At 72.4% G+C, this 26,433-nt stretch carries 22 protein-coding genes, 2 tRNA genes and 4 pseudogenes; 11 read left to right on the top strand and 17 right to left on the bottom strand.

Going from position 1 to position 26,433, the window contains the following annotated elements; all coding sequences use genetic code 11:
* Window positions 1-8 precede the first annotated feature (8 nt).
* A complete protein-coding gene (locus tag OTB16_RS19830; protein WP_267721599.1) occupies window positions 9-839 on the top strand; it encodes a hypothetical protein in 831 nt (276 codons plus the stop codon).
* 178 nt (window positions 840-1,017) lie between these two features.
* Here the strand turns inward: OTB16_RS19830 and OTB16_RS19825 are convergent, their stop codons facing one another.
* Window positions 1,018-1,254 carry a hypothetical protein gene (locus OTB16_RS19825; protein ID WP_267721598.1) on the bottom strand — a complete coding sequence of 79 codons (237 nt, stop codon included), beginning with the start codon at window positions 1,252-1,254 and terminating at the stop codon, window positions 1,018-1,020.
* Window positions 1,255-1,371: 117 nt separating this feature from the next.
* On the opposite strand from OTB16_RS19825, the gene OTB16_RS19820 reads away from it, so the two are divergent.
* Complete coding sequence (locus tag OTB16_RS19820; protein ID WP_383901123.1) at window positions 1,372-1,809, top strand: MarR family winged helix-turn-helix transcriptional regulator; 438 nt, start codon at window positions 1,372-1,374, stop codon at window positions 1,807-1,809.
* 87 nt (window positions 1,810-1,896) lie between these two features.
* Window positions 1,897-3,465 (top strand): annotated as a pseudogene (locus tag OTB16_RS19815) (MDR family MFS transporter); the annotation flags it as partial.
* Between the two features lie 245 nt (window positions 3,466-3,710).
* On the opposite strand, the gene OTB16_RS19810 reads toward OTB16_RS19815, so the two are convergent.
* From OTB16_RS19810 to OTB16_RS19775, 8 genes are all read right to left on the bottom strand, one after another.
* Window positions 3,711-5,984 carry an ArnT family glycosyltransferase gene (locus OTB16_RS19810; protein ID WP_420717749.1) on the bottom strand — a complete coding sequence of 758 codons (2,274 nt, stop codon included), beginning with the start codon at window positions 5,982-5,984 and terminating at the stop codon, window positions 3,711-3,713.
* On the bottom strand, window positions 5,981-7,255 hold the full coding sequence (locus OTB16_RS19805) for a bifunctional glycosyltransferase family 2/GtrA family protein (protein ID WP_267721596.1): 1,275 nt from the start codon (window positions 7,253-7,255) through the stop codon (window positions 5,981-5,983). The genes OTB16_RS19810 and OTB16_RS19805 overlap by 4 nt, the downstream gene beginning before the upstream one ends.
* 25 nt (window positions 7,256-7,280) lie before the next feature.
* Complete coding sequence (locus OTB16_RS19800) at window positions 7,281-8,750, bottom strand: sensor histidine kinase (RefSeq protein ID WP_420717748.1); 1,470 nt, start codon at window positions 8,748-8,750, stop codon at window positions 7,281-7,283.
* 194 nt (window positions 8,751-8,944) lie between these two features.
* Window positions 8,945-9,712, bottom strand: coding sequence for a response regulator transcription factor (locus tag OTB16_RS19795; protein ID WP_269288374.1), 768 nt, complete (start codon window positions 9,710-9,712; stop codon window positions 8,945-8,947).
* A 162-nt stretch (window positions 9,713-9,874) separates the two neighbouring features.
* Window positions 9,875-10,756, bottom strand: coding sequence for an amidohydrolase family protein (locus tag OTB16_RS19790; protein WP_267721595.1), 882 nt, complete (start codon window positions 10,754-10,756; stop codon window positions 9,875-9,877).
* Window positions 10,740-11,078, bottom strand: a complete 339-nt coding sequence (locus tag OTB16_RS19785) for an antibiotic biosynthesis monooxygenase family protein (RefSeq protein WP_267721594.1) — start codon at window positions 11,076-11,078, stop codon at window positions 10,740-10,742. The genes OTB16_RS19790 and OTB16_RS19785 overlap by 17 nt, the downstream gene beginning before the upstream one ends.
* A gap of 145 nt (window positions 11,079-11,223) precedes the next feature.
* Window positions 11,224-12,108, bottom strand: a complete 885-nt coding sequence (locus OTB16_RS19780) for a DUF2797 domain-containing protein (RefSeq protein WP_267721593.1) — start codon at window positions 12,106-12,108, stop codon at window positions 11,224-11,226.
* A complete protein-coding gene (locus OTB16_RS19775; protein WP_267721591.1) occupies window positions 12,105-12,539 on the bottom strand; it encodes an Lrp/AsnC family transcriptional regulator in 435 nt (144 codons plus the stop codon). Before OTB16_RS19775 ends, OTB16_RS19780 begins: the two co-directional genes overlap by 4 nt.
* 107 nt (window positions 12,540-12,646) lie before the next feature.
* On the opposite strand from OTB16_RS19775, the gene OTB16_RS19770 reads away from it, so the two are divergent.
* Complete coding sequence (locus tag OTB16_RS19770; protein ID WP_267721589.1) at window positions 12,647-13,558, top strand: SMP-30/gluconolactonase/LRE family protein; 912 nt, start codon at window positions 12,647-12,649, stop codon at window positions 13,556-13,558.
* Window positions 13,559-13,596: 38 nt separating this feature from the next.
* Here OTB16_RS19770 and OTB16_RS19765 read toward each other — a convergent pair whose 3' ends face one another.
* Together OTB16_RS19765 and OTB16_RS19760 are read right to left on the bottom strand one after the other, a co-directional pair.
* Window positions 13,597-13,962, bottom strand: a complete 366-nt coding sequence (locus OTB16_RS19765; RefSeq protein ID WP_267721587.1) for a PH domain-containing protein — start codon at window positions 13,960-13,962, stop codon at window positions 13,597-13,599.
* Window positions 13,963-14,446: 484 nt separating this feature from the next.
* The gene (locus tag OTB16_RS19760; RefSeq protein ID WP_267721585.1) at window positions 14,447-14,749 is read right to left on the bottom strand and encodes a hypothetical protein; all 303 of its coding nucleotides are present in this window, start codon (window positions 14,747-14,749) and stop codon (window positions 14,447-14,449) included.
* 222 nt (window positions 14,750-14,971) lie between these two features.
* Between OTB16_RS19760 and OTB16_RS39835 the strand changes: the two are divergent.
* The 4 genes and pseudogenes from OTB16_RS39835 to OTB16_RS19745 form a co-directional block, all read left to right on the top strand.
* A pseudogene (locus OTB16_RS39835) lies at window positions 14,972-15,160 on the top strand (hypothetical protein); the annotation flags it as partial.
* A 323-nt stretch (window positions 15,161-15,483) separates the two neighbouring features.
* Window positions 15,484-15,693: pseudogene (locus OTB16_RS19755) on the top strand (replication initiation protein); the annotation flags it as partial.
* Window positions 15,690-15,896 (top strand): excisionase family DNA-binding protein, encoded by a 207-nt coding sequence (locus OTB16_RS19750; protein ID WP_267721583.1) that lies wholly within the window; start codon window positions 15,690-15,692, stop codon window positions 15,894-15,896. The pseudogene OTB16_RS19755 and the gene OTB16_RS19750, both read left to right, overlap by 4 nt.
* Window positions 15,893-17,149 (top strand): annotated as a pseudogene (locus OTB16_RS19745) (site-specific integrase). The gene OTB16_RS19750 and the pseudogene OTB16_RS19745 overlap by 4 nt, the downstream one beginning before the upstream one ends.
* A gap of 78 nt (window positions 17,150-17,227) precedes the next feature.
* Here the strand turns inward: OTB16_RS19745 and OTB16_RS19740 are convergent.
* Both OTB16_RS19740 and OTB16_RS19735 read right to left on the bottom strand, forming a co-directional pair.
* Window positions 17,228-17,300, bottom strand: a tRNA-Arg gene (locus OTB16_RS19740).
* 226 nt (window positions 17,301-17,526) lie between these two features.
* A tRNA-Ser gene (locus OTB16_RS19735) sits at window positions 17,527-17,617 on the bottom strand.
* A 187-nt stretch (window positions 17,618-17,804) separates the two neighbouring features.
* On the opposite strand from OTB16_RS19735, the gene OTB16_RS19730 reads away from it, so the two are divergent.
* The 3 genes from OTB16_RS19730 to OTB16_RS19720 all read left to right on the top strand — a co-directional run bounded on the left by OTB16_RS19730 (window position 17,805) and on the right by OTB16_RS19720 (window position 22,280).
* Window positions 17,805-18,236, top strand: coding sequence for an SSI family serine proteinase inhibitor (locus tag OTB16_RS19730; protein ID WP_267721581.1), 432 nt, complete (start codon window positions 17,805-17,807; stop codon window positions 18,234-18,236).
* A 119-nt stretch (window positions 18,237-18,355) separates the two neighbouring features.
* Window positions 18,356-21,691, top strand: coding sequence for a response regulator (locus tag OTB16_RS19725; protein ID WP_267721579.1), 3,336 nt, complete (start codon window positions 18,356-18,358; stop codon window positions 21,689-21,691).
* Between the two features lie 13 nt (window positions 21,692-21,704).
* A complete protein-coding gene (locus OTB16_RS19720) occupies window positions 21,705-22,280 on the top strand; it encodes an antibiotic biosynthesis monooxygenase (protein WP_267721577.1) in 576 nt (191 codons plus the stop codon).
* Window positions 22,281-22,327: 47 nt separating this feature from the next.
* On the opposite strand, the gene OTB16_RS19715 is transcribed toward OTB16_RS19720, so the two are convergent.
* The 4 genes from OTB16_RS19715 to OTB16_RS19700 form a co-directional block, all read right to left on the bottom strand.
* On the bottom strand, window positions 22,328-23,977 hold the full coding sequence (locus tag OTB16_RS19715) for a long-chain fatty acid--CoA ligase (RefSeq protein ID WP_267721576.1): 1,650 nt from the start codon (window positions 23,975-23,977) through the stop codon (window positions 22,328-22,330).
* 215 nt (window positions 23,978-24,192) lie between these two features.
* The gene (locus OTB16_RS19710; RefSeq protein WP_267721575.1) at window positions 24,193-24,726 is read right to left on the bottom strand and encodes a SigE family RNA polymerase sigma factor; all 534 of its coding nucleotides are present in this window, start codon (window positions 24,724-24,726) and stop codon (window positions 24,193-24,195) included.
* A gap of 135 nt (window positions 24,727-24,861) precedes the next feature.
* Entirely contained in the window at window positions 24,862-26,028 is a 1,167-nt protein-coding gene (locus tag OTB16_RS19705) for a lipid-transfer protein (protein WP_267721574.1), read from the bottom strand.
* Window positions 26,025-26,420: a MaoC family dehydratase gene (locus OTB16_RS19700; protein ID WP_324290861.1), complete on the bottom strand. Its 396-nt coding sequence runs from the start codon at window positions 26,418-26,420 to the stop codon at window positions 26,025-26,027. The genes OTB16_RS19705 and OTB16_RS19700 overlap by 4 nt, the downstream gene beginning before the upstream one ends.
* Window positions 26,421-26,433 lie beyond the last annotated feature (13 nt).

Raw genomic sequence — 26,433 nt, 5'->3', positions numbered from 1 at the left:
CTGGCGCGATGCGAAAGGGATCTCGCGCGGCCGCTCTGCTCGCCCTGTGCTGCACGGCCGCCGCCGGCCTCACCGGCTGCGGCGGCCCCCCGCCGGACGGCTACGTCGCCGTGGGCGCCGCGGCCCCGGGCCCCGAACGGGGCGCGGGGCAGAACGTCGCCCCGCAGGGCGCGGTGGAGTTCCAGCAGCTCGGCGGCCCGTCCGCGGCGGGCGGCTCCGCCGAGTCGTCCAGTACGGCCACCGGCGCCGCGGAGGGCCAGGCACAGGCCGGCTCCGCCCGGGGCGCAGCCGCGTCCGGCGCACCCGGCGGCCCGGCATCCGGTCCGGGAGCGCCGCCGGGACCCGGGCACACCACCACCGCCCCCGGCACCTCCGCCCCGCGGGACACCCCGGGCGGCTCGACGCCCGGTTCCGGGCCCCCCGGGGGCTCCGGCGGCCCCGGAACGCCGCCGTCCACCGGGCCGGCCGCTCCCACCGCCCCGCCGGGCACCAAGCCCGGCACCACGCCGCCCGCGCCGCCGCCTCCGGCCACTCCGGCGCGGCTGGCGCTGTCCGCCCCGGTCAGGGCGGCCGCGGCCGACCGCTGGTGCGAGCGGGTCACCGTCACGTTCACCAACACCGGCACGACCGCGGCCCGTTCCGGCACGGTCAGCTTCGCGACGCACATCATCGGCGCCCTCGGCGTCGACTGGGCCACGATCACCACCGCCCAGCCGCTGCCGGCGCCGATCGCGGGCGGCGCCGCGCGGACGCAGACCTACACCGTGTGCGTGGAGTCCTGGCGGGTCCCGCTGGGCATGCGCGTGGAGACCAGGAAGGTCACGGCGGCCTGGAGCTGACCCGCGCCGCACCGCGCCGCCGCCCGCGGGGACGGGCGGCGGGTGCGGACGGCGGCGGGTGCTGGGGAGGCCGTACCGGCTCCTGGGGCAGGGAGGCCGTACCGGTTCCCGTCCGGCGGGCGTACCCGCTCCCGAGCAGTCGTACCGGCTCCCGTCGGGTCAGCCGTACCGGCTCCCGTCAGTGCAGGACGACCCACACGGCGGCGCCGATGGCGAGCGCCAGCCCGAGGGCCACGCCCAGCCACTGGCCCTTCTTCCAGCCGGCCCGCTGCTGCTCGGCGCGGCGCTGCTGCCGGGCGCCGGGGCCCGCCTGCCGGGCCGGAGCGGCTTCGTCGACGAACGCGCGGAACATCTGAGTGCTGCCCGCGGGGTCGTAGTTGCCCTCGGGGCCCTGTGAGTTGTGGTTCGCAGCCATGGATCAGGACCCTAGCCGGTTTTCCGATTCCTTTACCGCCCGGACCCCCGATTCATTTGCCTGTAGCAACCATCCGCTTCTATGGTTGCTCTAAGCAACAAGATGAGGGGCTGCCCGGTGACCACTCCTACCGTTCCGAGCACATCCACCCGGTACCAGGAGCTGGCCCGCCAGCTGACGGGAATCGGCGCGGTCAAGCGCGACCTCGCCCGCACCCTGCCCCCGGACTGTCCGGCCGGCGCCGCCGCCGTCCTCACCGTGCTCGACCGGCACGGCGAGATGCGGCTGAGCCGACTGGCCGCGTTCATGGCGATCGACGTCTCGGTGACGAGCCGGCACGTGGCCCACGTGGCCGACCGCGGCTGGATCGCACGCGAGACCGACCCGGGGGACGGCCGCTGCCGCATCCTGCGGCTGACCCCGGCCGGACGGGCGCTGCTCACCGAGCTCGGCACGCGTTACACGGCCGCGCTGGAAAGAGCCCTGGCCGACTGGTCCGCCCGGGACATCGACGAACTCAACACCCTGCTGGCCCGACTCCGCTCGAGCTTCTAGTACGTAAGGAAACACATGGCTACGACCACACCCACCGGTGTGCGGGGAGGCGACGGCCAGTCGGGGACCACGTCCGACGGCACTTCCATGACCCACCCCCAGATCATGAAGGCGCTGTCCGGGCTGATGCTCGGCATGTTCGTCGCGATCCTGTCCTCCACGATCGTCTCCAACGCCCTGCCCGAGATCATCAGCGACCTCGGCGGCACCCAGTCCTCGTACACCTGGGTCGTCACCGCGGCCCTGCTCTCCATGACGGCGGCGACCCCGCTCTGGGGCAAGCTGTCCGACCTCTTCAGCAAGAAGCTGCTGGTCCAGATCTCCCTGGTGATCTACGTCCTCGGGTCCGTGGTCGCGGGCCTGTCGCAGAACACCGAGATGCTCATCGCCTGCCGCGTGGTCCAGGGCATCGGCGTCGGCGGTCTGTCCGCCCTCGCCCAGATCGTGATGGCCGCGATGATCTCCCCGCGCGAGCGCGGCCGGTACAGCGGCTACCTCGGCGCGGTCTTCGCCGTCGCCACCGTCGGCGGCCCGCTGCTGGGCGGCGTCATCACCGACACCCCGTGGCTCGGCTGGCGCTGGTGCTTCTACGTCGGCGTCCCCTTCGCGATCATCGCGCTGGTCGTGCTCCAGAAGACCCTGAAGCTTCCGGTGGTACGCCGTGACGTCAAGGTCGACTGGCTCGGCGCCCTGCTGATCAGCGGCTCCGTCTCGCTGCTGCTGATCTGGGTCACCCAGGCCGGTACCTCGTACGACTGGATCTCCTGGCAGACCTGGACGATGACCGGCGGCGCCGTCGCGCTCGGCCTGCTCTTCGTCCTCGTCGAGTCCCGTGCGAGCGACCCGATCATCCCGCTGCGACTGTTCCGCAACAAGACCATCACCCTCGCCTCGGCCGCCTCGCTGTCCGTGGGCATCGCGATGTTCTCGGGGACCGTCTTTTTCAGCCAGTTCTTCCAGTTGGCCCGCGGCGAGTCCCCCACGATGTCCGGAGTCCTCACGATTCCGATGATCGCCGGGCTCTTCGTCTCCTCCACCGTTTCCGGTCAGGTGATCACCAAGACCGGCAAGTGGAAGGCCTGGCTCGTCGGCGGCGGCGTGCTCCTGACGGCCGGACTCGGCCTGCTGGGCACCCTGCGGTACGACACCCCGTACTGGCACATCGCGATCTACATGGCGCTCACCGGCCTCGGCCTCGGCATGATGATGCAGAACCTGGTCCTCGCCACCCAGAACCAGGTGGCCCCCGAGGACCTGGGCGCGGCCAGCTCCGTCGTCACCTTCTTCCGCTCGCTCGGCGGCGCCATGGGCGTCTCCGCACTGGGCGCGGTCATGGCCAACCGGGTCACCCACTACGTCCAGGACGGGCTCACCGCGCTCGGCCCGAAGGCCGCGGCCATGGGCCACGGCGGCACCGCCGGGGGCGGGATCCCCGACCTCGACAAGCTGCCGGCGCCGTTCCGCGAGGTCGTGGAAGCCGCGTACGGCCACGGCGTCGGCGACGTCTTCCTGTACGCCGCCCCGTTCGCGCTCCTCGGACTGGTCCTGGTGCTGTTCATCAAGGAGGTCGCGCTGCGGTCGAAGCCGGCGGCCCACGCCCCGGCAGCCGGCTCCGGCACCGCGGCGGGCGCCGAGGCTCCGGCCCCCGCGCAGACCGCGGTCTGACGCCGGGGCACCCTGCGACCGGACTCCGCCGCTCCTCGCGACACCCCGCGACACCTGCGACACCTGCGAAGGCCACGGCCCGAACCCGGACATACGGGTTCGGGCGGTGGCCTTTCGCCTCGTGCCGGCGATCAGGACGACGAGCGCGCGGTGGAGCGCCGCCGGGGGCGCGCGGGCGGGCACCGGGCGGGCACCGCGCCGTGTCGCCGCGCGGGCCCGCCGAGGGTGACCGGAGGTCAGGACGTGGTGGAGACCGGGGCCGTCAGGTCGTAGAAGGTGGCTCCGCCGACGGTGGACGGCTTGAACGTGGCCTTGACCCAGTTCTCGATGGCCGTACCGGTGGCGCCGGACGGGCCACCGCCGCCGCCACTGGTACGACCCGCAGCACCGTCCTCGGCGCCGCCTTCCGCGCCGCCTTTCACGCCGCTCTGGCCGATGAACCAGTGGATCTTGCCGGCCTTCACGTACTCCTTGAACCGCTCCAGGGTCGGCGACGGGTCGCTGCCGTTGAATCCGCCGATCGGCATCACGGGCTCGCCGGAGGCCAGCTGGTGGCTCGCCGCGTTCTGCGAGCCGATGGCGGCCGCCGCCCAGGTGTACTTCCCCGCGTCGGAGCGCAGGGCGGTCGTGGCCTCCGCCGCGACCCTGGTCCCGCCCAGCAGCCCGCCGGGACCGCCCTGGCCGCCACCGCCGGGTACGCCCTGACCGCCCGGCGCACGCAGACCGCCCTGACCGCCGGGTACGCCCTGACCGCCTTGGCCGCCCGGGCCCTGGGCACGCTGGCCGTTTTGGCCGCCCGCTCCGCCCTGGCCGCCCTGGCCGCCCGGCGCCTGCCCGCCTTGGCCGACCTGCGGCGCGCCGCCGGGTGCGACCCCGTCGGCCCCACCGGCCGCACCGCCCCCGCCGGGACCCTGCTCCCCGGCAGGCACGAACCGCATCGTGCCGCCCGGGCCGCCGCGGCCTCCCGCCACCGCCGGTCCGGCGGTCACGATGGAGCCCGTGTGCCCGGTCGCCACGGTGGTCAGGCAGTACGCGAGCGGCCCGGCCAGCGCCGCCGCCAACCCCAGCGCCGCCACCGCCGGAAGCGCCCGGCGCCCCACCCGCGCGGCCAACGGCAGCGCCACCGCGGCGAGCAGCCCCGCCACCAGCACCGTCCAGCGCAGCCACGGCAGGTACCCGGTGGCCCGGCCGAGCAGCACGTACGACCAGACCGCCGTCAGGGCCAGGACCCCGGAGAGCGTGAGCGCGGCGGCCAGGCTGCCGCGCTCCTCCCACAGCACGGCGACGCCCATGCCGACCAGCGCGGCCACGAACGGCGCCAGCGCCACCGTGTAGTACTCGTGGAAGATGCCCTGCATGTAGCTGAAGACGAGCACGGTGATCAGCAGCGAACCGCCCCAGGCCAGGAAGGCCGCCCGGGCCGTGCTCTCCAGCGAGTCGGTGGCCCGGCGGGCCCGCCAGGTCATCACCAGGCCGACCACGAGCAGGACCAGGGCGGCCGGCAGCAGCCAGGAGATCTGCCCGCCGATGTTGCCCGCGAACAGGCGGTCGATGCCGGTCTCTCCCCAGCCGCCGCCCCCGCCTCCGCCGGGCCGGCCGCCACCGCCCACGCTGCCGGTCTCGTTGCCGTTGATCCGGCCGAGCCCGTTGTAGCCGAGGGTCAGTTCCAGGAAGGAGTTGGTCTGCGAGCCGCCGATGTACGGGCGCGAGCCCGCCGGCCACAGCTCGACGGCCACCACCCACCAGCCGCCCGCCACGACCATGGCGGCTCCGGCGAGCAGCAGCTGCCCCAGGCGCTTGCGCAGCCGGGTGGGCGCGCAGACGGCGTACAGGAGGGCGAGCGGCGGCAGGATGACAAAGGTCTGCAGGGTCTTGGTGAGGAAGGCGAAGCCGACCGCGACCCCGGCCCAGACCAGCCAGCGGGTGCGCGCCCCGTCGAGGGCCCGCAGCACGCAGTACACGGTGACCGTCAGCAGCAGGGTCAGCAGCGCGTCGGGATTGTTGAAGCGGAACATCAGCGCCGCGACGGGGGTGAGCGCGAAGGCGGCGCCGCTCAGCAGCGCGGCCCCCGGTCCGAACGAACGGCGGACGGCCGCGTACAGGACCGCGGTCGTCCCGACGCCCATCAGGGCCTGCGGGACGAGGATCTGCCACGCGCCGAGCCCGAACAGCCGGACCGACAGCATCATCGGCCACAGGGCCGCCGGGGGCTTGTCGACGGTGATGGAGTTCCCCGCGTCGGAGGAGCCGAAGAAGAAGGCCTTCCAGCTCTCGCTGCCCGCCTGGACGGCGGCGGAATAGAAGGAGTTGGCGTACCCGGAGGATCCCAGGTCCCACAGCAGCAGAACGGCCGTGGCGATGAGCAGCCCGGCGAGCGCGGGGCGCTCCCAGCGGGGCCGGTCGGCACGGGCCCGTACCACGGTGGTCATCGCGGGCGCGTCGGGCGCACCGGGGGCGTCGGGCGCACCGGCCCCATCGGGCGGGAGGAGCGGGAAAGCGGCCGTGGTCATCGGCTGTCCTTGGGCGTAGGGATCGCGGAGCCGCGCCGCTCGGGGAACACCCAGGCGCGGAAGAGCAGGAACCGCAGCACGGTGGCGGCGAGGTTGGCGGTGATCAGGACGGCCAGCTCGGTGCCGTGCGCCGGCCGGTCGGTGGCCGCCGCGAGAGCGGCGAGGGAGCCGCTGGTCAGAGCCAGCCCGATGGCGAACACCACGAGCCCCTGGGCCTGGTGGCGCACGGCCCGGTCGCGGCCGCGGACCCCGAAGGTGAGCCGGCGGTTCGCGGCGGTGTTGGCGACGGCGGAGAGCAGCAGGGCGGCGCCGTTGGCGGCCTGCGGGCCGGTCCCGGTACGGATCGCGGAGTACAGGAGCAGGTAGAGCAGGGTGGACAGCGCGCCGACGGCGCAGAAGCCGAGGAGCTGGCGGGCCAGCCCGCCGTCCACACCGGGCAGGGCGCCCCGGTCGCGCGGGTCGTCCCCGAAGGGGCGGGCGAGCCGGTCCAGCGGCAGCGCCCCGATGGCGAGCGCGCGGCCCACCCGCCAGACGCCCTTGAGGTCCTCGGCGGCGGTCCGGACGATGTGGACGGTGGAGTCGGGGTCGTCGACCCAGTCCACCGGCACCTCGTGGATGCGCAGCCCGGCCCGCTCGGCGAGCACGAGCAGTTCGGTGTCGAAGAACCAGCCCGAGTCCTCCACCAGCGGCAGCAGCCGCTCGGAGACTTCCCCGCGGATGGCCTTGAACCCGCACTGGGCGTCGCTGAACCCGGCGGCGAGGGAGGAGCGCAGGAGGAGGTTGTAGGCGCGGGAGACGAACTCCCGCTTCGCGCCCCGCACCACCCGCGAGGAGCGGGCGAGGCGGGTGCCGATGGCGAGGTCGGAGTGGCCGGAGATCAGCGGGGCCACCAGCGGCAGCAGGGCGTTCAGGTCGGTGGAGAGGTCCACGTCCATGTACGCGAGGACCGGCGCGTCCGACCCGGACCAGACGGTGCGCAGGGCCCTGCCCCGGCCCTTCTCCTCCAGCCGGGTGCTGCGTACGCCGTCCAGGGCAGTGGCGAGCCCGGCCGCGATCTCGGGGGTCCGGTCGGTGCTGGCGTTGTCGGCGACCGTGATCCGGAACGGGTACGGGAAGGTGCGGGTGAGGTGCTCGTGCAGTCGGCGTACGCACCGGTCGAGGTCTTTCTCCTCGTTGAAGACCGGTATCACCACGTCGAGGACGGGCTCGCCAGGCAGGGGCGCGAGGTGGGCCCGTGCCGGAAGAGCCCCGGGAGAGGCGTCGGTTGACATGCGACGAGCCTCGTGGGGCGCCCTGTCACCGCTGTGTGGTGAGCCTGTGACCCGTCTGTGAGTCCCCGGCCGGAGCCTCCGGAGCCGGGGGCAGCAGCACCTCGAAGCAGGTGCGTCCGGGCTCGCTCCGTACGCCGACCTGCCCGCCGTGCGCCGCGACCACGGCCTGGACGATGGCGAGGCCGAGCCCGGTGGATCCCGCGCCCCGGGAGCGGGAGGCGTCGCCGCGGGCGAAGCGCTCGAAGACGTGGGGGAGCAGCTCGGGCGCGATCCCGGGGCCGTCGTCCTCGATCCGGAGCCGGACGGCGGATGTTTCACGTGAAACGCGCGCCGTGACGGTGGTGCCGGGCGGGGTGTGGGTGCAGGCGTTGGCGAGCAGGTTGACCAGGACCTGCTGGATCCGGGCCGGGTCGGCGAGGATCGTCGCGGGCTCCTCCGGCAGGTGCAGGCGCCAGTGGTGTCCGGGCCCGGCGACCCGCGCGTCGCTGACCGCGTCGATGACGAGCGGGGCCAGGTCGGTTTCGGTGTCGCCGGTGGAGAGCGGACGGCCTGCGTCGAGCCGGGCCAGCAGCAGCAGGTCCTCGACCAGCCCGGTCATCCGGGTGGCCTCGGACTCGATGCGGCCCAAGGCGTGCCGGGTGTCGGGGCCGGGCTCCTCCCGTCCCCGGCGGGTCAGCTCCGCGTAGCCGCGGATCGACGCGAGCGGGGTGCGCAGCTCGTGGCTGGCGTCGGCGACGAACTGGCGGACCCGGGTTTCGCTCTGCTGGCGGGCGGTGAGGGCGGAGGAGACGTGGCCCAGCATCCGGTTGAGGGCCGCGCCGACCTGTCCCACCTCCGTACGGGGGTCGGCCTCGGCGTCCGGCACCCGTTCGTCGAGCGCGGGTTCGCCGCTGTGGAGCGGCAGTTCGGAGACCCGGGTGGCGGTGGCGGCGACCCGTCGCAGCGGGCGCAGGGCGACGCCGACGAGGGCCTGTCCGGCGAGGGAGGCGGCGATCAGCCCGGCCAGGGTGACGCAGACCTCGACCCCGATCAGGGTCTCCACGGTGGAGTCGAGTTCGTGCAGGGGGAAGCCCAGGACGAGGCTCCCGTCGGGGGCGGAGAGCACCCGGTACGCGCCGAGCCCCGGCAGGCGCAGGTCCACCGGGTCGGCGCGGCCCGGTTCTGCGGTGAGGGCGACCGCCACGAGGGCGGCGGTCTGGGCGGGGGTGAGGAGCTCGCGGTTTCCGAGCTCGGGGTCCTCGACGCGGACGCTGCGCGCGGTGCCGGCCACCGTGCCGTCGGAGTCGAGCCGGACTCCGGTGGCGCCCAGGGGGGTGCCAGGGCCGAGGACGGAGCCAAGGCCCCCTTCCCGGGCGGCCTTTCCGCTGCCGGGGCCGCGGGTGCCCATGTCGACGGAGATCCGCAGCTGCTTGTCGAGCTGGTCGACCAGGTAGGAGCGCAGGGCGAGGGTGGTGACGGTGCCGATGGAGGCGCCGACCACGGCGATCAGCAGCACCGCCGAGACGACGAGCCGGGTCCGCAGCGACCAAGGCCGCCGACGCGACCGGGCCGGGAGGCGCCACCACGGCGCGCGCCGCGACCGCGGGACACGCTCCAAATGCGGAGCACGCGCCGGACGCGGGGGGCGCCCCGGCTTCGGCGGGCGGCCGGACCGCGGCGGACGTCCCGGCCGGGAGGCGCGCGGGACCACTACTCGGCCGGCTTGATCAGGTATCCGGCGCCGCGCCGGGTGTGGATCATCGGCGCCAGACCGGGCCCGCTCTCCAGCTTCCGCCGCAGGTAGGAGATGTACAGCTCGACCACGTTGGCCTGGCCGCCGAAGTCGTACGACCACACCCGGTCCAGGATCTGCGCCTTGCTCAGCACCCGGCGCGGGTTGCGCATCAGGTAGCGCAGGAGCTCGAACTCGGTCGCGGTCAGGTGGATCTCCAGGCCGCCGCGGACCACCTCGTGGCTGTCCTCGTCAAGGCTCAGGTCGCCGACGGCCAGGACGGAACCGCCGCGCGCGGCCTGCGCCGCCCCCGAACGCCGGACCAGGCCGCGCAGCCGCGCCACGACCTCCTCCAGGCTGAACGGCTTGGTGACGTAGTCGTCCCCGCCCGCGGTGAGGCCCGCGATCCGGTCCTCGACGGAGTCCTTGGCGGTCAGGAACAGCACCGGGACCTGCGGGATCTCCCGGCGCAGCCGCCCGAGGACGGCGAGCCCGTCCATGTCGGGGAGCATGACGTCGAGGACCACCACGTCCGGCCGGAACTCCCGCGCCGCGCGCACCGCCGCGGCCCCGTCCCCGGCGCTGCGGACCTCGCAGCCCTCGTAGCGCAGGGCCATGGACAACAGCTCGGAGAGCGAAGCCTCGTCGTCGACCACGAGCACCCGGCAGGGCCCTCCGTCGGGCCGCACCAGGGCCGTGGGGTTATGGGTGGACGTGGACGCGTGGGAGGTGGTCGTCGCAGTCATGCGACCACGCTGTACGGCGCCTCTGAGAGCGTTCTTGCCCCTACCTGTGAATTTCCTGAGAAACGACCGCACCGGCCGGAAGGCCGCAGCGGACGGCCGCAGATCCGCCCCGGAAGACGGGAACGGTCGGTCGGCCGACGGGTCGGTCGGCAGGTCGGTCGCTCACCCGGCGAGTCCGAACAGCCGGACCCCGTTGTCGTGGCAGACCGCGCGCAGCCAGGCGTCCCCCAGGCCGAGCCGTTCGAGGGCGAGGAGCTGCCCGTCGTAGGGGTACGGGATGTTCGGGAAGTCGGTGCCGAGCAGGATGCGGTCGCCGAGGTCCGCGAGCCGCCCCAGTTCCGCGCGCGGGAAGCCGCTGAACTGCTCGGAGAAGTCGGTGAAGGCCATCGTGGTGTCCAGGCGGACCTCGGGGTGGCGGTCGGCGAGGTCGAGGAAGTCTGCGTACTCGGGCATGCCCATGTGGGCGATGACCAGGGGCAGCCGCGGGTGGCGGGCCAGCAGCCGGGCGACCGGCGCGGGCCCGGTGTGCTTCCCGGGGACGGGCCCGGAGCCGCAGTGGATCACGATCGGTGTGCCGGCCTCGGCGAGGAGTCCCCAGACGGCATCGAGCCGGTCGTCGTTCGGGTCGTAGCCGCCCACCTGGAGGTGCGCCTTGAAGACGCGGGCCCCCGCCTCGAGGGCCCGGCGGACGTACCCGGCCGCGCCCTCTTCCGGGAAGAAGGTCGCGGTGTGCAGGCAGTCGGGGGTCCGGGCGGCGAAGTCGGCGGACCAGGCGTTGAGCCAGGCGGCCATCGCCGGCTTGTGGGGGTAGAGCATGGCGGTGAAGGCCCGCACCCCGAACTCCCGCAGGAGCGCGACCCGCTGCTCCTCCTCGTAGCGGTAGGTGATGGGCCACTCGACGCCGGTCAGCGGGCCGACCGCGTCGAAGTACTCCCAGACCTTCGCCAGCACCCGCTCGGGCATGAAGTGCGTGTGGACGTCGACCAGCCCCGGCAGGCCGAGCCGGGTGCGGAAGGCGAGGACCGCCTCAGCCGTTGCGGACAAAGCCGTGGCTCCGCTCTACGGTCGCGACGTGCAAGGTGTAGCTCTCGTACCAGTGGGCGCGGCCCTGCTCCATGGCCGCCTGGTGCTCCGCGTCCTGCCGCCACCGGGTGAGGGACGCGTGGTCGCGGAAGTAGGCGACGGTGATGCCGAGCCCTCCGGGAGCGCCCGCGGACTCCTGTCCGAGGAAGCCGGGGTTCTCGGCGACGATCTCGTTCATCCGGTCGAGGGTCTCGGCGTAGCCGCTCTCCTCGGCGCCGCGGACGCTGCTGAATACGGCCATCAGGTAAGGCGGTTCGAAGGCCGGCAGGGGCTGAAGGGTCATGGTCACCACCCTCGGCGGAGCCCTCCCGCATGTCCACCGGAATCGGCCCCGGGCGGCCAAAGGGATCCAAGTCTTGACCTGGCCGCCGCCCGCGCGCCCCGGTCCGGAACCCCTCAGAACCCCTCGGAACGTCCTCAGAACGTCCTCAGAACAGCCCGTCCTGCTCGGCCGCGGGACGCACGGCGAACGGGACCTCCGCCGAGGGCACCACCGTCACCGCCTCGCCCGCCGGGACTGCCAGCTCCCATCCGGCCAGCAGCCGGGTGTCCACGACAAGCCCGTCCGCGAGGTGCAGATCGGGACCGGCAGCGCCCGCCAGCACACCGGCCACCGCTCCGCCGGCCACCATCGCGGTGACCACCCGGGCGGGTACGGGCAGATCGGCCAGCCCGAACGCCACGGCGTGGTCGACGACCTCGCACCGGACCCGCTCCAGCGAGTCCGGCCATCCCCGCAGGGCGGCCGCCCGCGCGTGCAGCTCGGCGACCTCCAGGGCCCGTTCGGGCGCAGGCGGCAGCTGGGCCCGTACGGCGCGCTTGCGGGCGTACGCGATCCGGTCGGGCACCCCGAGCGCGGCGCGCAGCAGCTCCTCGGTACGCCGTGCGGCCATCAGCGGCCCGCGCCCCAGCCAGGCCCAGGCCACGGCGCCCTGCTCCAGCAGCCGGGCGGAGCCGCGCTCCTCGGCGGTGATGCCGACCTTGACCAGGCCGGGCCCGAACCAGGCCAGGTAGACCCGGTAGGTCCGCGGATCGGCGGCATTGGTGTCGGCGGCCACGGAGAACGACCGGTCCAGGCGTGCGCACTCGGGGCACTGGGCGCTCCCCGTACGGGCGGGCACACCGGCGCCCGTGGGGCAAGGAGTCCGCTTCCCTGCCCGCCACACACCCAGGCAGCGCCGCTCCCCGCACGCGACGAAGGCCAGCCTCTGCCCGTACGCGAGCACGCTCTCCCGCGTCCCGCGCCCCTCCCCGTACCAGCCGACGGCGGGCCGGCCCGCGCTCCACCGGATGCCGGTACACCACCAGGTCACAGCGGCAGGGGCCGCTCGAAGAAGGTGTCGAGGACGACGGTGGCGTGTGTTCCGATGACACCGTCGATGGCGTACAGGCGGCGCAGCACGTCCTGCAACTGCCCGGTCGTGGCGGTGCGCACCTTGACCATGACCGAGGCGCTGCCCGCGATGATGTGCGCCTCCTGGATCTCGGGGATCGCGGCGAAGGCTTCACCGGACTCCCCCATCCAGGCGTTGGAGTCGACCATCACGTAGGCCAGCACCCCGCTGCCGACGGCGGCCGGGTCGACGTCGACGGTGGTACGCCGGATCACCCCGCGCTCGCGCAGTTTCCGTACGCGCTCGTGGGTGGCTCCGGCCGACAGTCCGACGGCCGCGCCGAGAGCCGCGTACGACTGGCCCGCGTCCTGCTGGAGGCGCAGGACGAGCGCCCGGTCGATGTCGTCCACGCGATCTTCCTCCCATGGGCCCGTCGACCCTTGCGAAGACAGTACCTGATCCTGCAATCTCACTATCAGGCCGAATTTCATTCGGCATTCTGACCTCAGGGGGAATTGTGTCTGCCATAGCCGACCTCACCTTGTACGAGATTCTGGATGAGCGCTTCCGGACCGGCCGCTGCGCCGGCGGCGACCTGCGACTGGAGCGGCTCTACGACGACTGCCGCTGGGCGGAAGGGCCGCTCTACCTGCCCGCCTGGCGCCAACTGGTGTGGAGCGACATCCCCAACGACCGGATGCTGCGCTGGGACGAGTCGACCGGCGCGGTCTCCGTCTTCCGCTCCCCGGCCGGCCACCCCAACGGCAACACCCTGGACCGCGAAGGCCGCCTGATCACCTGCGAGCAGGGCAACCGCCGCGTCACCCGCACCGAACCGGACGGCAGCCTCACCGTCATCGCCGACCGCTTCGACGGCAAGCGGCTCAACAGTCCGAACGACGCGGTGGTCCGCTCGGACGGCTCGGTCTGGTTCTCCGACCCGGACTTCGGCATCACCAGCGACTACGAGGGCCGGCGCGCCCCCGGCGAGATCGGCGCCTGCAACCTCTACCGCGCCGATCCGGCGACCGGCACCGTCCGGATGGTCGCGGACGGCTTCCTGGGCCCGAACGGACTGGCCTTCTCCCCCGACCAGGGCGAGCTGTACGCCGCGGACACCCGCGCCGGCCACATCCGCGCCTTCAAGGTCACCGACGACGGCACCCTCACCGACGACCGCGTGTTCACCGACTGCCCCTCGGTCGACAACATCCGCTTCGACGACGAAGGCAGGCTGTGGGCGGCCGTGATGGCGTCCGGAGTCCACTGCTACGCCCCGGACGGCACCCTGATCGGCCGCGTCCGCGTCCCCGAGCCGGTCTCGAACATCACCTTCGGCGGCCCTCGGAACAATCGCCTCTTCATCACCGCGACCACCTCCCTCTACTCCCTGGTGATGTCGGTGACGGGCCTCCCCCGCGTCCCGTGACCGCCAGGCCGCCAGACCGCCCCCACAGGCGGATGCGGCTACCTGGCGACGAACTGCGTCAGGATCGCCTGCACCTCGTAGATGTCGACACCCTTGGTGAAGGTCTTCTCGATCGGCGCCGGGGTCCCGGATATCCAGATCTTGAGCTCGGCGTCGAGATCGAAGTGCCCCGCGGTCTCCACCGAGAAGTGGGTGATGCTCCGGTAGGGGACGGAGTGGTACTCCACCTTCTTCCCGGTGAGCCCCTGCTTGTCGATGAGCACCAGCCGCCGGTCCGTGAACAGGATCGTGTCCCGGATCAGCAGGTAGGCGGCGTGCACCTGCTCCCCCTGCCCCAGCAGCCGCGCGTAGTCCCGCTGCGCGGAGACGGGGTCGACGGTGTGCGCATTCCCGAACAGTCCCATGGGAGCCCCCTTGTTCCGATTTCGAACGATCTTCAAAACCGTACCGAGGCCGCGGGGTAACCGGCATCCCCCGCCAGAGCCATCCCGCCCCCCACATCCTCCGGGGTACCCCTCCCCACCAAGGAGGAGACCGGTCCCGCCAGGACACCCGGCCCGGCCAGGGCAACGCAAAGGCCCCCCGGCGAACCGGGGGGCCTCTCAGGCTGTGCACTCGGCAGGATTCGAACCTGCAACCTTCTGATCCGTAGCTCTAGCCGGATCGGTCAGTGACGGTCATTCCGGTCGCTGCACGGCCCTGGAGGATTGCTATGCGACGGAGACGGTTGCTGCGGTTGCGGTACTTCGATGCTGTACTGCAACGGCTTCGAAGGGCTCTTGTCACCCTGACGCCCACGCGGTCAACGGAGCAAGGGAGGGCCGCCGATGACGCGGCGAGGTCGCGCCTAGCCTACGAACTGATTGGCGGCAGAGGCCCCCAGGAGTGTCAGGCGGCGCCACTGACGCCTGGGACAACGTAGCGCCTGTACAGAGGGGAGATCTTCGTCTGGGGGTCGCTTTTCACACCCATTTCGCCCTTGAGTACGGGTGCGATCCTGTCGGCGATGAATCGGGTGAAGTGGTCCTCCGACTCCCAGATGTCGAACGCGTGGAAGCCGTCGTCGGCGAACCATGCGGCGTGCAGCACCAACCCGTCTGGAGCATCCTCTTCCCAACGCACCTTGTTGCGTACCGCGTCGTACAACTCGGGTGTGAGCTCGGGCCAAACGAGTGTCATCGCGACGGCCATGGAGGTTCCTCTCAATCGCCTTGGCGTAGCGCAGTCAGCGCAGCTCCGCACGACGACGCTAGGTGCGTCAGGGCGGTCGGGCACTTCGGGATCGGCCATTCGTGGAGCCACCGCCCCAGCCCCCGAGGTCCTAACCGCCCGACCGGCTACGTGCAGAGCGGCGCCCCTAGGTCGGCTCCGCGGCTTTGGCCGGTGTCCTGCCCGGTTTGGGGTCGTGCATGATCAGGGGCCACGCTCAAGGACACGATGGCCCGCGCTGGCCAGTCCTCGGAGAAGGTCGCCGAGCAGGCCGAGGAGGAGTCAAGTGGTGCGGGACTCCTGAACAGTTCTGGACACTCGGACCCCAGTTGGCGCAAGCCACAGCGCGCCCTGCTGTCATCCCGTCTGCCGTCGTCCCACACGGAGTGGTAGCAGGGCCCCCGGCGACTGGTCTGCTACGGCTTGCCCGGGGACGACGGCAGGCGGGATGACAGCCCCCACCCCGAACCACAACGAAGCCGCAGGCGCACGACTGGCCCCCGCATCCCAGAGTCAGAGCGCCCCCGCCGGAGGCATCTGTCCTAACGCTCGGCTTGCCGATCAGGCCAGGCCCATCCCCATCAAGTCCTTAGCCAGTGGCGCGCGGCCGGCGCCCCGGGCTGGAGCGGGGCGCAGACAGGAGCGCAGGCCCGGGGCGACGGGCGCGCGACGCCGCCTTGGCGGCGGAAGCGCCCTTGATGAAGTAGGGAAACTCTTACCGCGCCGCCCAAGAACGCGAAGCCCGCGGCCTCACCGACACCGAGCCGGACACCGTTCTCGTCCTCGCCTCCTGGCAGTACGCCGGCCACGGCCACACCCCCGGCGAATCCGTCCTCGCCGCCACCATCGCCCGAGACATCCAGCTCAACCGCCAGACCGCCCGCGAAGCCCTGCACGACCAACTCGCCTCGGAGGGAACGGCATGACCACGACCGTAATTCAGCCCAAGTGGCACACGACCGCCCAGGTTGCCGAAATGCTCGGCTTCGGCCTATCGAAGACCAAGATGCTCGTGCTCACCGGGGAGATCCGTTCGGTGAAGGTCGGCCGCAACCGCCGCATCCTCCCGTCCTGGGTGGACGAGTACATCCAGCGCGTCACCTCCGACGCCGGATTGAGGTCAGCGTGAGAGGCAAGCGCGGTAACGGCGAAGGTGCGATCTACCCGTACAAGAACGGCTACGCCGCCTACGTCTGGGTCACGAAGCCCGACGGCAAGCGCGCCCGCAAGTACGCCTAGGGCAAGACTCGCGAAGAGGTCCATGAGAAGTGGCTCAACCTGCACGCGGAGGCGAAGAAGGGGCCCGTCACCACTCGGCACCGGACGGTTGCCGCCTTCCTCTCCTACTGGCTGGACTCGATCGTCAAGCCCAACCTGGCCCCGCTGTCGTACGTCTCGTACGAGGGCTACGTCCGGCTCTACATCGCCCCGCACCTCGGCACGACGCGCCTGGACAAGCTGACCGTCCGCGACGTCCGCGACGTCCGCGACGTCCGCGACGTCCGCGAGTGGCTGACCAAGCTGGCGACCATCTGCCAGTGCTGCGCCCAGGGCAAGGATGCGAAGCGCGCCCCCGAAAGCCGCCGGTGCTGCGCCGTGGGTGACTGCTGCGAGTCGTACCCGTCCCGCCGCGTGATCCAGGGCTCGCGTGACGCACTGCGGGCCGCCCTCACTCACGCCGTCACCGAGGAGGAGATCGGCAAGAACGTCGCCTCCCTCGTGAAGGTGCCCAAGCCCCGCCGCAAGCGGATCAAGCCCTGGTCCGTGGTCGAGGCGGGCCGGTTCCTGGCGGACGGGGTCGTCCGGGAAGATCACCTCTTCGCCGCGTGGATGCTCGTCCTCTGCCTCGGGCTCCGGCGGGGTGAGGTGCTGGGGCTGACCTGGAAGTCGATCGACTTCGACGCCGGGGAGCTGTACGTGGATCACCAGATCCAGCGGGCAGGCCGGCAGATCCTGCACCGGGAGACCAAGACCGAGGACTCGGACGACTTCCTGCCGGTGCCCTCCCTGTGCCTCAAGGCGCTGCGGATGCGGCAGGCCCAGCAGACCGGGGACCGGAAGGCCGCCGGGGAGCTGTGGCAGGACAGCCACGGCCTGGTCTTCACGACGAAGTACGGGACTCCGATCGAGCCGGGGAACCTGACCCGGATGTTCGCGCTGCGGGCTCGCCGCGCCGGCCTCCGGGCGATCCCGCTCCGGAACACCCGGCACACGTGCAGTTCGCTCCTCGTCGCACTCAAGGTCCACCCGAAGGTGGCCCAGCGCATCCTGCGGCACTCACAGATCGCCATGACGATGGAGGTCTACGCCGAAGCGAGCGAGGAAGAGGTGCGGGACGCGATCGTCAAGCTGTCCGAAGCGATGGGGGGCAGCGGCGGCTGAGACGGTTGCTGTACTTCGCTGCTGTACGGCAGAAACGGCAGAGGCCCCGGACTTTCGTCCGGGGCCTCTGGCCTGCTGTGCACTCGGCAGGATTCGAACCTGCAACCTTCTGATCCGTAGTCAGATGCTCTATCCGTTAAGCTACGAGTGCTTGGCTTGCTGGGGTTTTGCGCCCCGTTGGCCTTGCGAGAACAACAATACATGGACCTCGCCGGGACGCGAAATCCATTAGCCACACCATGCTTGAGCTGCGAAAACGCCTTGAATGAAGATCATCCGGCTCGGCGCGGGCGGTTCGCACACAGGCCGGATCGGCGGCCAGCCTCGCCGGGAAACACCGAAGCCCCGGTCCATCAGGACCGGGGCTTCGTCAGGTGCGGAGGCGGAGGGATTTGAACCCTCGATGGGGGGTAAGCCCCAAACCGCATTAGCAGTGCGGCGCCATAGACCGGACTAGGCGACGCCTCCAGCACACCCTCGCGTACGAAGGTGCGTGCAGATGATGACACAGGCGCGGGGCCGGTCACCAATCCGCTCCCACGGTACTAGGACGCACGGCCGGAGGGCAAAGCCTTAGTGGCCCCGCCGCGCGCAACGTCCGCGCGGCCCTGTCGTTGGTCAGGCGTACGAGGTACGGACGACCTGGAGTGCCCCCATGCTGCGTCTCGCCGCTTTCGCCGTCACTTCCGCCCTGGCCACCGCGGTGGCCGGGCCGCTGCCCCCGCTGCCCCTGGGCGGGCTGCTGACGAAGGCCGCCCCCGACCGGCTCGCCATCACCATGGCCGACACCGGGAACCGCCAGTTGGACCGCGAGTACCGGCTCGAATGCGATCCCGTCGGCGGCGACCACCCCCAGAGGGAGCAGGCCTGCGCGCGGCTGGACCAGCTCGCTTCGGAGGGCAGGGACCCCTTCGCGCCCGTCTCCAAGCGGCAGCTCTGCACCATGCAGCACGGGGGCCCGGCCACCGCCCGCATCACCGGTACCTGGCGGGGGCACAAGGTCGACGCGACCTTCCGGCGGACCGACGGATGTGAAATCAGCCGGTGGGACGAGTTGGAACCTCTGCTTCCGAGTGGGCGTTCCTGACCTGGGAGGATGCGCGGAATGGGCGCTATACACCGCACTTCGGCCACCCCGCCGCGGGGCTGTGGCCTTAGACTCCTCCCGTGACTTGCCGGTAGTTGTGGTCAGGGAGGAAGCTCGTCGTGAGCAGCAGGCCATCCCGAGGCGCTGCTCGCCTCGCAGCAATACTCGACGCTCTTCCGGACGCGCTGTTGCTCGTCAACGCCAACGGCACGGTCGTCAACGCCAATTCGATCGCCCTTGAGGTGATGGAGAGCCCGGGAACCGGGCTCGTCGGACGCGGTCTGCTCGACCTCCTGCCCGATTTCGACTCCAAGCTGATCCCCGGCTCGATGCGCCGGCCCGGCGAGGACGAGGGCGGGCGCACCAAGCCCACCCGGATGACCGCACGCCGCACCGACGGCAGCGAGTTCCCCGTCGAGGTCACCAGCGCCCACCTGGACGGCCGGGACGCCTACCGCGAGCCGCAACCCGCCTACACCGGCGACGAACTGCTGATGCTCGTCGTACGGGACCTCTCTCAAACCGTGGACACCGAGGCCGAGCTGGCCCGCTCCCAACGGCAGACCGAGATGATCCTGCGGGCCGCCGCCGAGGGCGTCGTGGGCACGGACACCGACGGCCGGGTGGTGCTGGTCAACCCGGCCGCCGCGCAGATCCTCGGCTACCGCGCCACCGACCTGGGCAACCGTGAACTGCACGGCCTGGTCCAGCACTCGCGCGCCGACGGCTCGCCGTTCCCGTTCGAGGAGTCCCCGCTCGCCGACACCCTGCGCAGCGGACGCAAGCACCGGGTGCGTGGGCAGGTCCTGTGGAACAAGGCCGGACAGCCCGTCGCCGTGGACCTGACCACCTCTCCCGTACGGGACGGGGAGCAGCTCGTCGGCGCCGTGATGACCTTCACCGACCGTCGGCCCTACGACGCGCTGGCCGCGCGCCACGCCCAGCTGCTGGCCGTGCTCGGCGACTCCCTGCGCGGGCCGCTGGACGAGCTGCGCGGGGAGCTGGCGACGCTGGCCGCCGACGACGCGGGACAGCTGTGGCCCGAGGCCAACCAGCTGCTGCACCACCTGGCCGCCGGGTACTCGCGGATGACCACGCTCGTGGACAACGTGCTCGGCTTCCAGCGCCTGGACTCCGGCGGCGACCGGCTCCAGAAGAAGAAGGTCCTGATCAACGGTGTGGTCGCGGCCGGTGTCGACGGCGCGGTCGAGCTGATCGGGCCGGGGCGCGCCCAGTTCGCCGTCCACGCGCCGACCATCGAGGCCGAGGTGGACGCGGAGCGCATCGCCACCGCCCTCGCGCACCTGGTCGCGGACGTCGCCGGGGTGGACGCCACCGGCAAGACCGCCCAGGGCAGCGGGTACGGCGACTCGACGATCGTGGTGGCGGCCGCGCAGCGCGGCGACGTCGTACGGATCGAGGTGCGCGGGCCGTACGAGGGCGGGAGCCCGGTGCACGAGCCGATCGTGCGGGGCATCGTGGCCGCGCACGGAGGTGTGCTGCAGACGGTGGAGGTGCCGGGCGCGCCCGGCGGGGCCTACGTGCTGGAACTGCCGCTCGGCTCGGGAGCCGGGACGGTGACCCTGCCTGAGCCGGAGGAGGAGGCCCCGGCCGAGAAGAGCGCGCCGGCCGCGACCGCCTCCGGTCCCGGTGGACGGCGGGCCCGGCGCGGAGTCGACGCGTTCCTGGACGACAGCGCCGAGCCTTCCGGCGCCCCGAAGCCCACCGGCGGTGGTGCCGCCTTGGCGCTCCCGTCCGGGCGGCGCCGGGCGGGCGAGACCGACGGCGGCAGCGGTCCGGAGCTCGCGCAGTCCCCGGTGAACCCGGCGGGCCTCGGCACCGGGCGCCGTCGCGGGCGCGACGGCGACGGCAGCGGCGGTGAGGGCGGCCCCGGCCGGCCCGTGCCCCCGCGCGGCAACGCCATGCCCGCGCTGCCCCCCGTACCCGCGATGGCGCCCGTGCCGGTGCTGCCGGCGGCGCCCCAGGTACCGCCCGTTCCAGTGACCGAGCATCCCGCGGGACGACGCCGGGCGCTTGGTGCGGCCGGTCCGGCACAGCCCGGCGGCCCCGTGCCGGCGACCGGGCTCCGGCCGGCGCCCGGTCCCGGGCAGGCCCCCGTGCGGCCGATCGCCCCCGAGGGCGGTTTCGCGCTGCCCGCGGGGCCCACCCCGGCCCCCACCGCCCCGCAGACCCCGGCCGCGGTGGGTTCCGCCCCCTCGTCCCCTTCCGCGGAGGCGGACTCCGACGGGCCCGGCGGACGGCGCGGGCGCCGGGTGCTGGGCGCTCCCGTGCCCGAGTCCCAAGCTCCCGACCCGCAGCCCGCCGAGGGCGCGGAGGAACCCGTACAGCCCACCGGGCGGCGGCGCGCTCTCCAGACCGCCCCGGCCTGGCCGGTGCCGGCGGCCCGGACGGCTCCCGAGGACCGCGGGGCCTCCGGTCCGGCCGCGGTCCCCGGGGCCCGGCAGTCGCAGGAGGCCCCCGCCGAGGGCCAGGCCGCGCAGCCGATCAGTGTGCGCGCGCTCGGCACGCTGGGCCAGGGGATCTCCGTGGACCCGACCGGTACCGGTTCCGGGCGGAGGCGCCGTCTCGCCGAGCCGGCGCCGCAGGGACGGGCGTTCGCCATAGGAGCCCCCGAGGCGGGTTCCGACGAGGGCCCCGAACCGCTGGACGGCCCGGGCGGCGCGGTCGAGGTGGTCAACCGGCCCGTACCGCGCCCCGTGGACGACGAGCTGCCGCCGGAGCCGCTGGACAACCCCCGCCGCCTCCTGGTGTGGCCCGCGCCCGACGTCCAGACGCAGCAGGCGCTCAGCGACCGCGGCTACCGCCCCGTCGTCGTGCACTCCCGCGAGGAGGTGGACGCGCAGATCGCCGCGTTCCCCGCCGCGCTGTTCGTGGACCCGCTGACCGGGCCCATCACCCGCACCGCCCTCCAGTCGCTGCGCCAGGCCGCGGTGGCCGCCGAGGTGCCCGTCCTGGTCACGGCCGGGCTGGGGCACGCCACGCGGGAGGCCGCCTACGGCGCCGACCCCGCGGTCCTGCTCAAGGCGCTGGCGCCGCGCGACAGCGAGCAGCACCCCTCACGGGTGCTGCTGATCGAGGAGCACGACGAGATCGCGACCGCCCTGACCACCGCCCTGGAGCGGCGCGGCCTGCAGGTCGCCCGGGCGGGCGCCGACACGGACGCCGTGGAGCTGGCCACGCGGATGCGGCCCAACCTGGTGGTGATGGACCTGATGCAGGTGCGCCGCAGGCGGGCCGGGATCGTGGACTGGCTGCGCGCGAACGGGCAGCTGAACCGCACGCCGCTGGTCGTCTACACGGCAACCGGCATCAACCCGTCCGAGCTGCCGCGTCTGGCCTCGGGGGAGAGCGTGCTCTTCCTCGCCGAGCGGGCGACGACCGGCGATGTGCAGGGTCGCATCGTGGACCTGCTGGCCAAGATCGGGACCAACTAGTAATCCTGGCCCGATGGCCATCATCAACACGAGCGAGCAGACCGTCCCCGCCGACAGCGGGGAGGTGAACCTGCTGATCGCGCGACAGGTGGATCCGGGGCACGAGGAGACGTTCGAGGCCTGGGCCCACGGAATCCTGGAGACGGCCGCCGGTTTCCCGGACCACCTCGGGTACGGGCTGTTCCGCCCCGCGGCGGAGGGCGGGCCATGGTTCCTGGTCCACCGCTTCCGCAACCAGGCGGCGTTCCAGCGCTGGCAGGACTCCGCCGAGCGGGCCGAGTGGTTCTCGAACTGCCTGGGACACCACCATACGGAGATAGCCCGGCGGGAACTGCACGGCATGGAGACCTGGTTCGCCAAGCCGGGTACGACCCGGCCCGCGCCGCCTCGGTGGAAGATGGCGATCAGCTCGGGGCTCGCCATCTTCCCGATCTCGCTGGTCGGCAACGCGCTGCTCGGGCCGTACCTGGTGGATCTGCACTTCGTGCTGCGGACGGCCGCCTTCGCCGTGGTCTTCAGCACCCTGATGACCTACGCGGCCATGCCCGCCATCAGCAGGCTGCTGCGGCCGTGGCTCACCAGGGGCTGAACCCGCCCGCTCCGGGCTCGTGAGGTCCCGGACGGGCCTGTCGACTCTCAGTCCAGCTTCGTCACGTCCAGCTCGCCGTCGGCGTACTGCTTGCGGATCACCTTCTTGTCGAACTTGCCGACGCTGGTCTTGGGCACGGCCGCGATGACCGTCCAGCGTTCCGGCAGCTGCCACTTGGCGATCGACTGGGCGAGGAAGGCGCGCAGGGTCGCGTAGTCCGCGGTCGCGCCCTCCTTGAGGACGACGGTGGCCAGCGGACGCTCGCCCCACTTGTCGTCGGGGACGGCGACGACGGCCGCCTCGGCGACCTCGGGGTGCGCCATCAGCGCGTTCTCCAGTTCCACGCTGGAGATCCACTCACCGCCGGACTTGATGACGTCCTTGGCGCGGTCGGTGAGGGTGAGGAAGCCGTCCGGGCTGATCACGCCGACATCGCCGGTCTTGAGCCAGCCGTCGGCGCTGAACTTGTCTTCGGGGCGGACCGGTTCGCCGGAGGCTCCGCCGTAGTAGGCGCCCGCGATCCAGGCACCGCGCACCTCCAGCTCGCCCGCCGACTCGCCGTCCCAGGGCAGCCGGTCGCCGCCGGGGCCGACCAGGCGGGCCTCGACGCCTGCCGGGAAGCGGCCCTGGGTGATCCGGTAGGGCCACTCCTCCTCGGCGCTCAGGCCGGCCGGCGGGTGCGCCATGGTGCCCAGCGGAGAGGTCTCGGTCATGCCCCAGGCGTGGCAGAGGCGGACTCCGAGCTTGTCGTAGGCCTCCATCAGGGAGGGCGGACACGCCGAGCCGCCGATCGTGACCTGCTTCATCGAGGTCAGGTCACGCGGGTTGGCGGTGACCTCGGCCAGCAGTCCCTGCCAGATGGTGGGGACGGCCGCGGCATGCGTGGGCTTCTCCCGCTCGATCATTTCGGCGAGGGGGGCGGGCTGGAGGAAGCGGTCCGGCATCAGCATGTTGATGCCGGTCATGAAGGTGGCGTGCGGCAGGCCCCATGCGTTCACGTGGAACTGCGGGACGACGACCAGGGTGGTGTCCTTGTCGTTCAGCCCCATCGACTCGGCCATGTTGACCTGCATGGAGTGCAGGTAGATCGAGCGGTGGGAGTAGATGACGCCCTTCGGGTCTCCGGTGGTGCCGGAGGTGTAGCACATGGCGGCGGCCTGGCGCTCGTCCAGTTCGGGCCAGTCATAGGTGTCCGGGCGGCCCGCGAGGAGGTCCTCGTACTCGTGCACGCGCACGTCCAGGCCCTCGAGCGCGGAGCGGTCGCCGATGCCGGACACCACGACGTGCTCGATGGTCGGCAGGTGCGGAAGCAGCGGCACGAGCAGGGGCAGCAGCGTGCCGTTGACCAGCACCACCCGGTCGGCGGCGTGGTTGACGATGAAGACGAGCTGCTCGGGAGGGAGGCGGAGGTTCAGCGTGTGCAGGACCGCGCCCATGGAGGGGATCGCGAAGTAGGCCTCGACGTGCTCGGAGTTGTTCCACATCAAGGTCGCGACCCGGTCGTCCTGGCGGACTCCGAGTTCGTCGCGCAGGGCATTGGCGAGGCGGGTGGCGCGGGCACCGATCTCGGCGAAGCTGCGGCGATGCGGCTCGGCCTCCCCGGTCCAGGTCGTGACCTGGGACTTCCCGTGGATCGTCATCCCGTGCTGGAGTATGCGGGTGACGAGGAGCGGTACGTCCTGCATGGTGCTCAGCAAAGCGTCCTCCCAGTGAGCGCTGCGGCGCTGCGGCGGCTACGGATGCTGCCGATTCTGCGCACGTACCGGTCGGCATGTCACTACCCGAGAGTAGAAAACGACTCCGCTGTTTCACGTGAAACAGCAGAGCGGGTCGCGCCGCGGGTCCGTCGGCCTCCGGTGTTTCACGTGAAACACCCGGTCGAGGGTGCTCCGCCGGCCTCCGGGCCCCGTCGTCAGCGCACCGGGGTGAGTTCGGGATCGTCACGGAGCTTGACCAGCGCACGCGATACGGCGCTCTTGACCGTGCCGACCGAGACCCCCAGCAGTTCGGCCGTCTGCACCTCGCTGAGGTCCTCGTAGTACCGCAGGACGACCATGGCCCGCTGCCTGTCGGGAAGCCGGGTCACCGCACGCCACATCGCGTCGCGCAGCGCCTGCGCCTCCGCGGGGTCGGCGGCCGGCGCCGCCTCGGTCTCGGGGAGCTCGTCGCACGCGAACTCGTCGACCTTGCGCTTGCGCCACTGCGAGGTGCGGGTGTTGACCAGGGCCCGCCGGACGTAGCCGTCCAGTGCACGGTGGTCCTCGATCCGGTCCCAGGCCACGTACGTCTTCGTGAGGGCCGTCTGGAGCAGGTCCTCGGCATCGCACGGGTTCGCGGTGAGGGAGCGCGCGGTGCGCATGAGGACCGTGCCGCGGGTCCGGACGTACGCCGAGAACGACGGGTACGGCGTCGAATTCGAGGCGAGCGTGCACACTGGCGTGGTCATGTCTCCACGCTAGGAGCGCGCGCGCCCCCTGCAATCGGCCGCAGGTGCCTAAGGGGGGTCCACCTCAGGTTGTAGGGGCAGAGCGGCCTCCACCTCCTGAAGGTGGAGGCCACCGAGGCCCCTGGGACCGGTATCTCACCCATCGGCTCCGAGGATCAGTCCGGAGGTCGGCACCCCCGTACCGGCCGTGACCAGCACGTACTCCGTCCCCGTGACCTGATTGACCGAAGTGCCCCGCAGCTGGCGGACGGCCTCGGCGATGCCGTTCATTCCGTGCAGGTACGCCTCGCCGAGCTGGCCCCCGTGGGTGTTGAGGGGAAGCGCGTCGGCAGCGACGAAATCGGCGGCCTCACCCGGCTTGCAGAACCCGAACTCCTCCAGCTGCATGAGCACGAAGGGGGTGAAGTGGTCGTAGAGGATCCCGACGTCGATGTCCGACGGCCGCAGTCCGCTGGTCCGCCACAGCTGGCGCGCGACGACGTCCATCTCGGGAAGTCCGGTGAGGTCGTCTCGATAGAAAGAGGTCATGGCCTCCTGCCTGCGGCCCGCGCCCTGGGCGGCGGCGGTGATCACGGCGGGCACCTGCCGCAGGTCCCGTGCCCGCTCGGCGGTGGTGACGACGAGGGCCTGGCCCCCGTCGGTCTCCTGGCAGCAGTCGAGCAGCCGCAGCGGCTCCACGATCCAGCGCGAGGCGGCGTGATCGGCGAGGGTGATGGGCTTGCCGTGGAAATAGGCGGCGGGGTTGTTCGCGGCGTGCCGGCGGTCGGTGACCGCGACGTGCCCGAAGGCCTCCGGGGTGAGGTTGTAGGTGTGCAGGTAGCGCTGCGCGGTCATCGCCACCCAGGAGGCGGGGGTCAGCAGCCCCCACGGCAGCGCCCAGCCGAGTGCCGCGCCCTCCGCCGACGGCTCGCGCTGCTGTACGCCGGAGCCGAAACGGCGGCCGGAGCGCTCGTTGAAGGCGCGGTAGCAGACCACGACCTCCGCGACCCCGGTGGCGACGGCGAGGGCGGCCTGCTGGACGGTGGCGCAGGCCGCCCCGCCGCCGTAGTGGATGCGGGAGAAGAAGGACAAGTCTCCGATGCCGGCCGCCTGGGCGACGGTGATCTCGGGGCTGGTGTCCATGGTGAAGGTGACCATGCCGTCGACATCGGCGGGGGAGAGCCCGGCGTCCGCAAGGGCCGCGTGCACGGCCTCGACCGCGAGGGTGAGCTCGCTGCGGCCGGAGTCCTTCGAGAACTCGGTCGCCCCGATGCCGGCGATGGCGGCGCGGCCGCCGAGCTCGTCGCGGGTGCGCACGCTCATGCCGCACCCCCGGCGGCCAGGGTGACGGTGACGGTGCCGGTGACGTGGTGGCCGATGCCGTTGGCACCGAAGACCCGGATCTCGGCGGTGTCCCCGTCGAGGGCGGTGACGGTACCGGTGAGGGTCATGGTGTCGCCCGGATAGTTGGGGGCACCGAGCCGGATGGCCACCTTGCGCAGGACGGCCCGCGGGCCGAGGTGGTCGGTGACGTAGCGGCCGACCAGGCCGTTCGTCGTCAGGATGTTCATGAAGATGTCGGGGGAGCCCTTCTTGCGGGCGAGTTCCGCGTCGTGGTGCACGTCCTGGTAGTCGCGGGAGGCGATGGCGCCCGAGACGATCAAGGTCCGGGTGACGGGGACCTCCAGGGGCGGCAGCTGCGCGCCGACCCGTATCGCGCCGACTCTC

It is taken from the genome of Streptomyces antarcticus (genome assembly GCF_026627255.1).
Classification (GTDB): domain Bacteria; phylum Actinomycetota; class Actinomycetes; order Streptomycetales; family Streptomycetaceae; genus Streptomyces; species Streptomyces antarcticus.
This window is presented reverse-complemented; position numbering and strand designations above follow the sequence as displayed.

Coding starts and splice junctions, on each gene's coding strand:
- OTB16_RS19830 (WP_267721599.1), top strand. CDS start 9: ATGCGAAAGGGATCTCGCGCGGCCGCTCTGCTCGCCCTGTGCTGCACG.
- OTB16_RS19825 (WP_267721598.1), bottom strand. CDS start 1,254: ATGGCTGCGAACCACAACTCACAGGGCCCCGAGGGCAACTACGACCCC.
- OTB16_RS19810 (WP_420717749.1), bottom strand. CDS start 5,984: ATGACCACGGCCGCTTTCCCGCTCCTCCCGCCCGATGGGGCCGGTGCG.
- OTB16_RS19805 (WP_267721596.1), bottom strand. CDS start 7,255: ATGTCAACCGACGCCTCTCCCGGGGCTCTTCCGGCACGGGCCCACCTC.
- OTB16_RS19795 (WP_269288374.1), bottom strand. CDS start 9,712: ATGACTGCGACGACCACCTCCCACGCGTCCACGTCCACCCATAACCCC.
- OTB16_RS19785 (WP_267721594.1), bottom strand. CDS start 11,078: ATGACCCTTCAGCCCCTGCCGGCCTTCGAACCGCCTTACCTGATGGCC.
- OTB16_RS19765 (WP_267721587.1), bottom strand. CDS start 13,962: ATGGGACTGTTCGGGAATGCGCACACCGTCGACCCCGTCTCCGCGCAG.
- OTB16_RS19760 (WP_267721585.1), bottom strand. CDS start 14,749: ATGGCCGTCGCGATGACACTCGTTTGGCCCGAGCTCACACCCGAGTTG.
- OTB16_RS19750 (WP_267721583.1), top strand. CDS start 15,690: ATGACCACGACCGTAATTCAGCCCAAGTGGCACACGACCGCCCAGGTT.
- OTB16_RS19730 (WP_267721581.1), top strand. CDS start 17,805: ATGCTGCGTCTCGCCGCTTTCGCCGTCACTTCCGCCCTGGCCACCGCG.
- OTB16_RS19720 (WP_267721577.1), top strand. CDS start 21,705: ATGGCCATCATCAACACGAGCGAGCAGACCGTCCCCGCCGACAGCGGG.
- OTB16_RS19710 (WP_267721575.1), bottom strand. CDS start 24,726: ATGACCACGCCAGTGTGCACGCTCGCCTCGAATTCGACGCCGTACCCG.
- OTB16_RS19705 (WP_267721574.1), bottom strand. CDS start 26,028: ATGAGCGTGCGCACCCGCGACGAGCTCGGCGGCCGCGCCGCCATCGCC.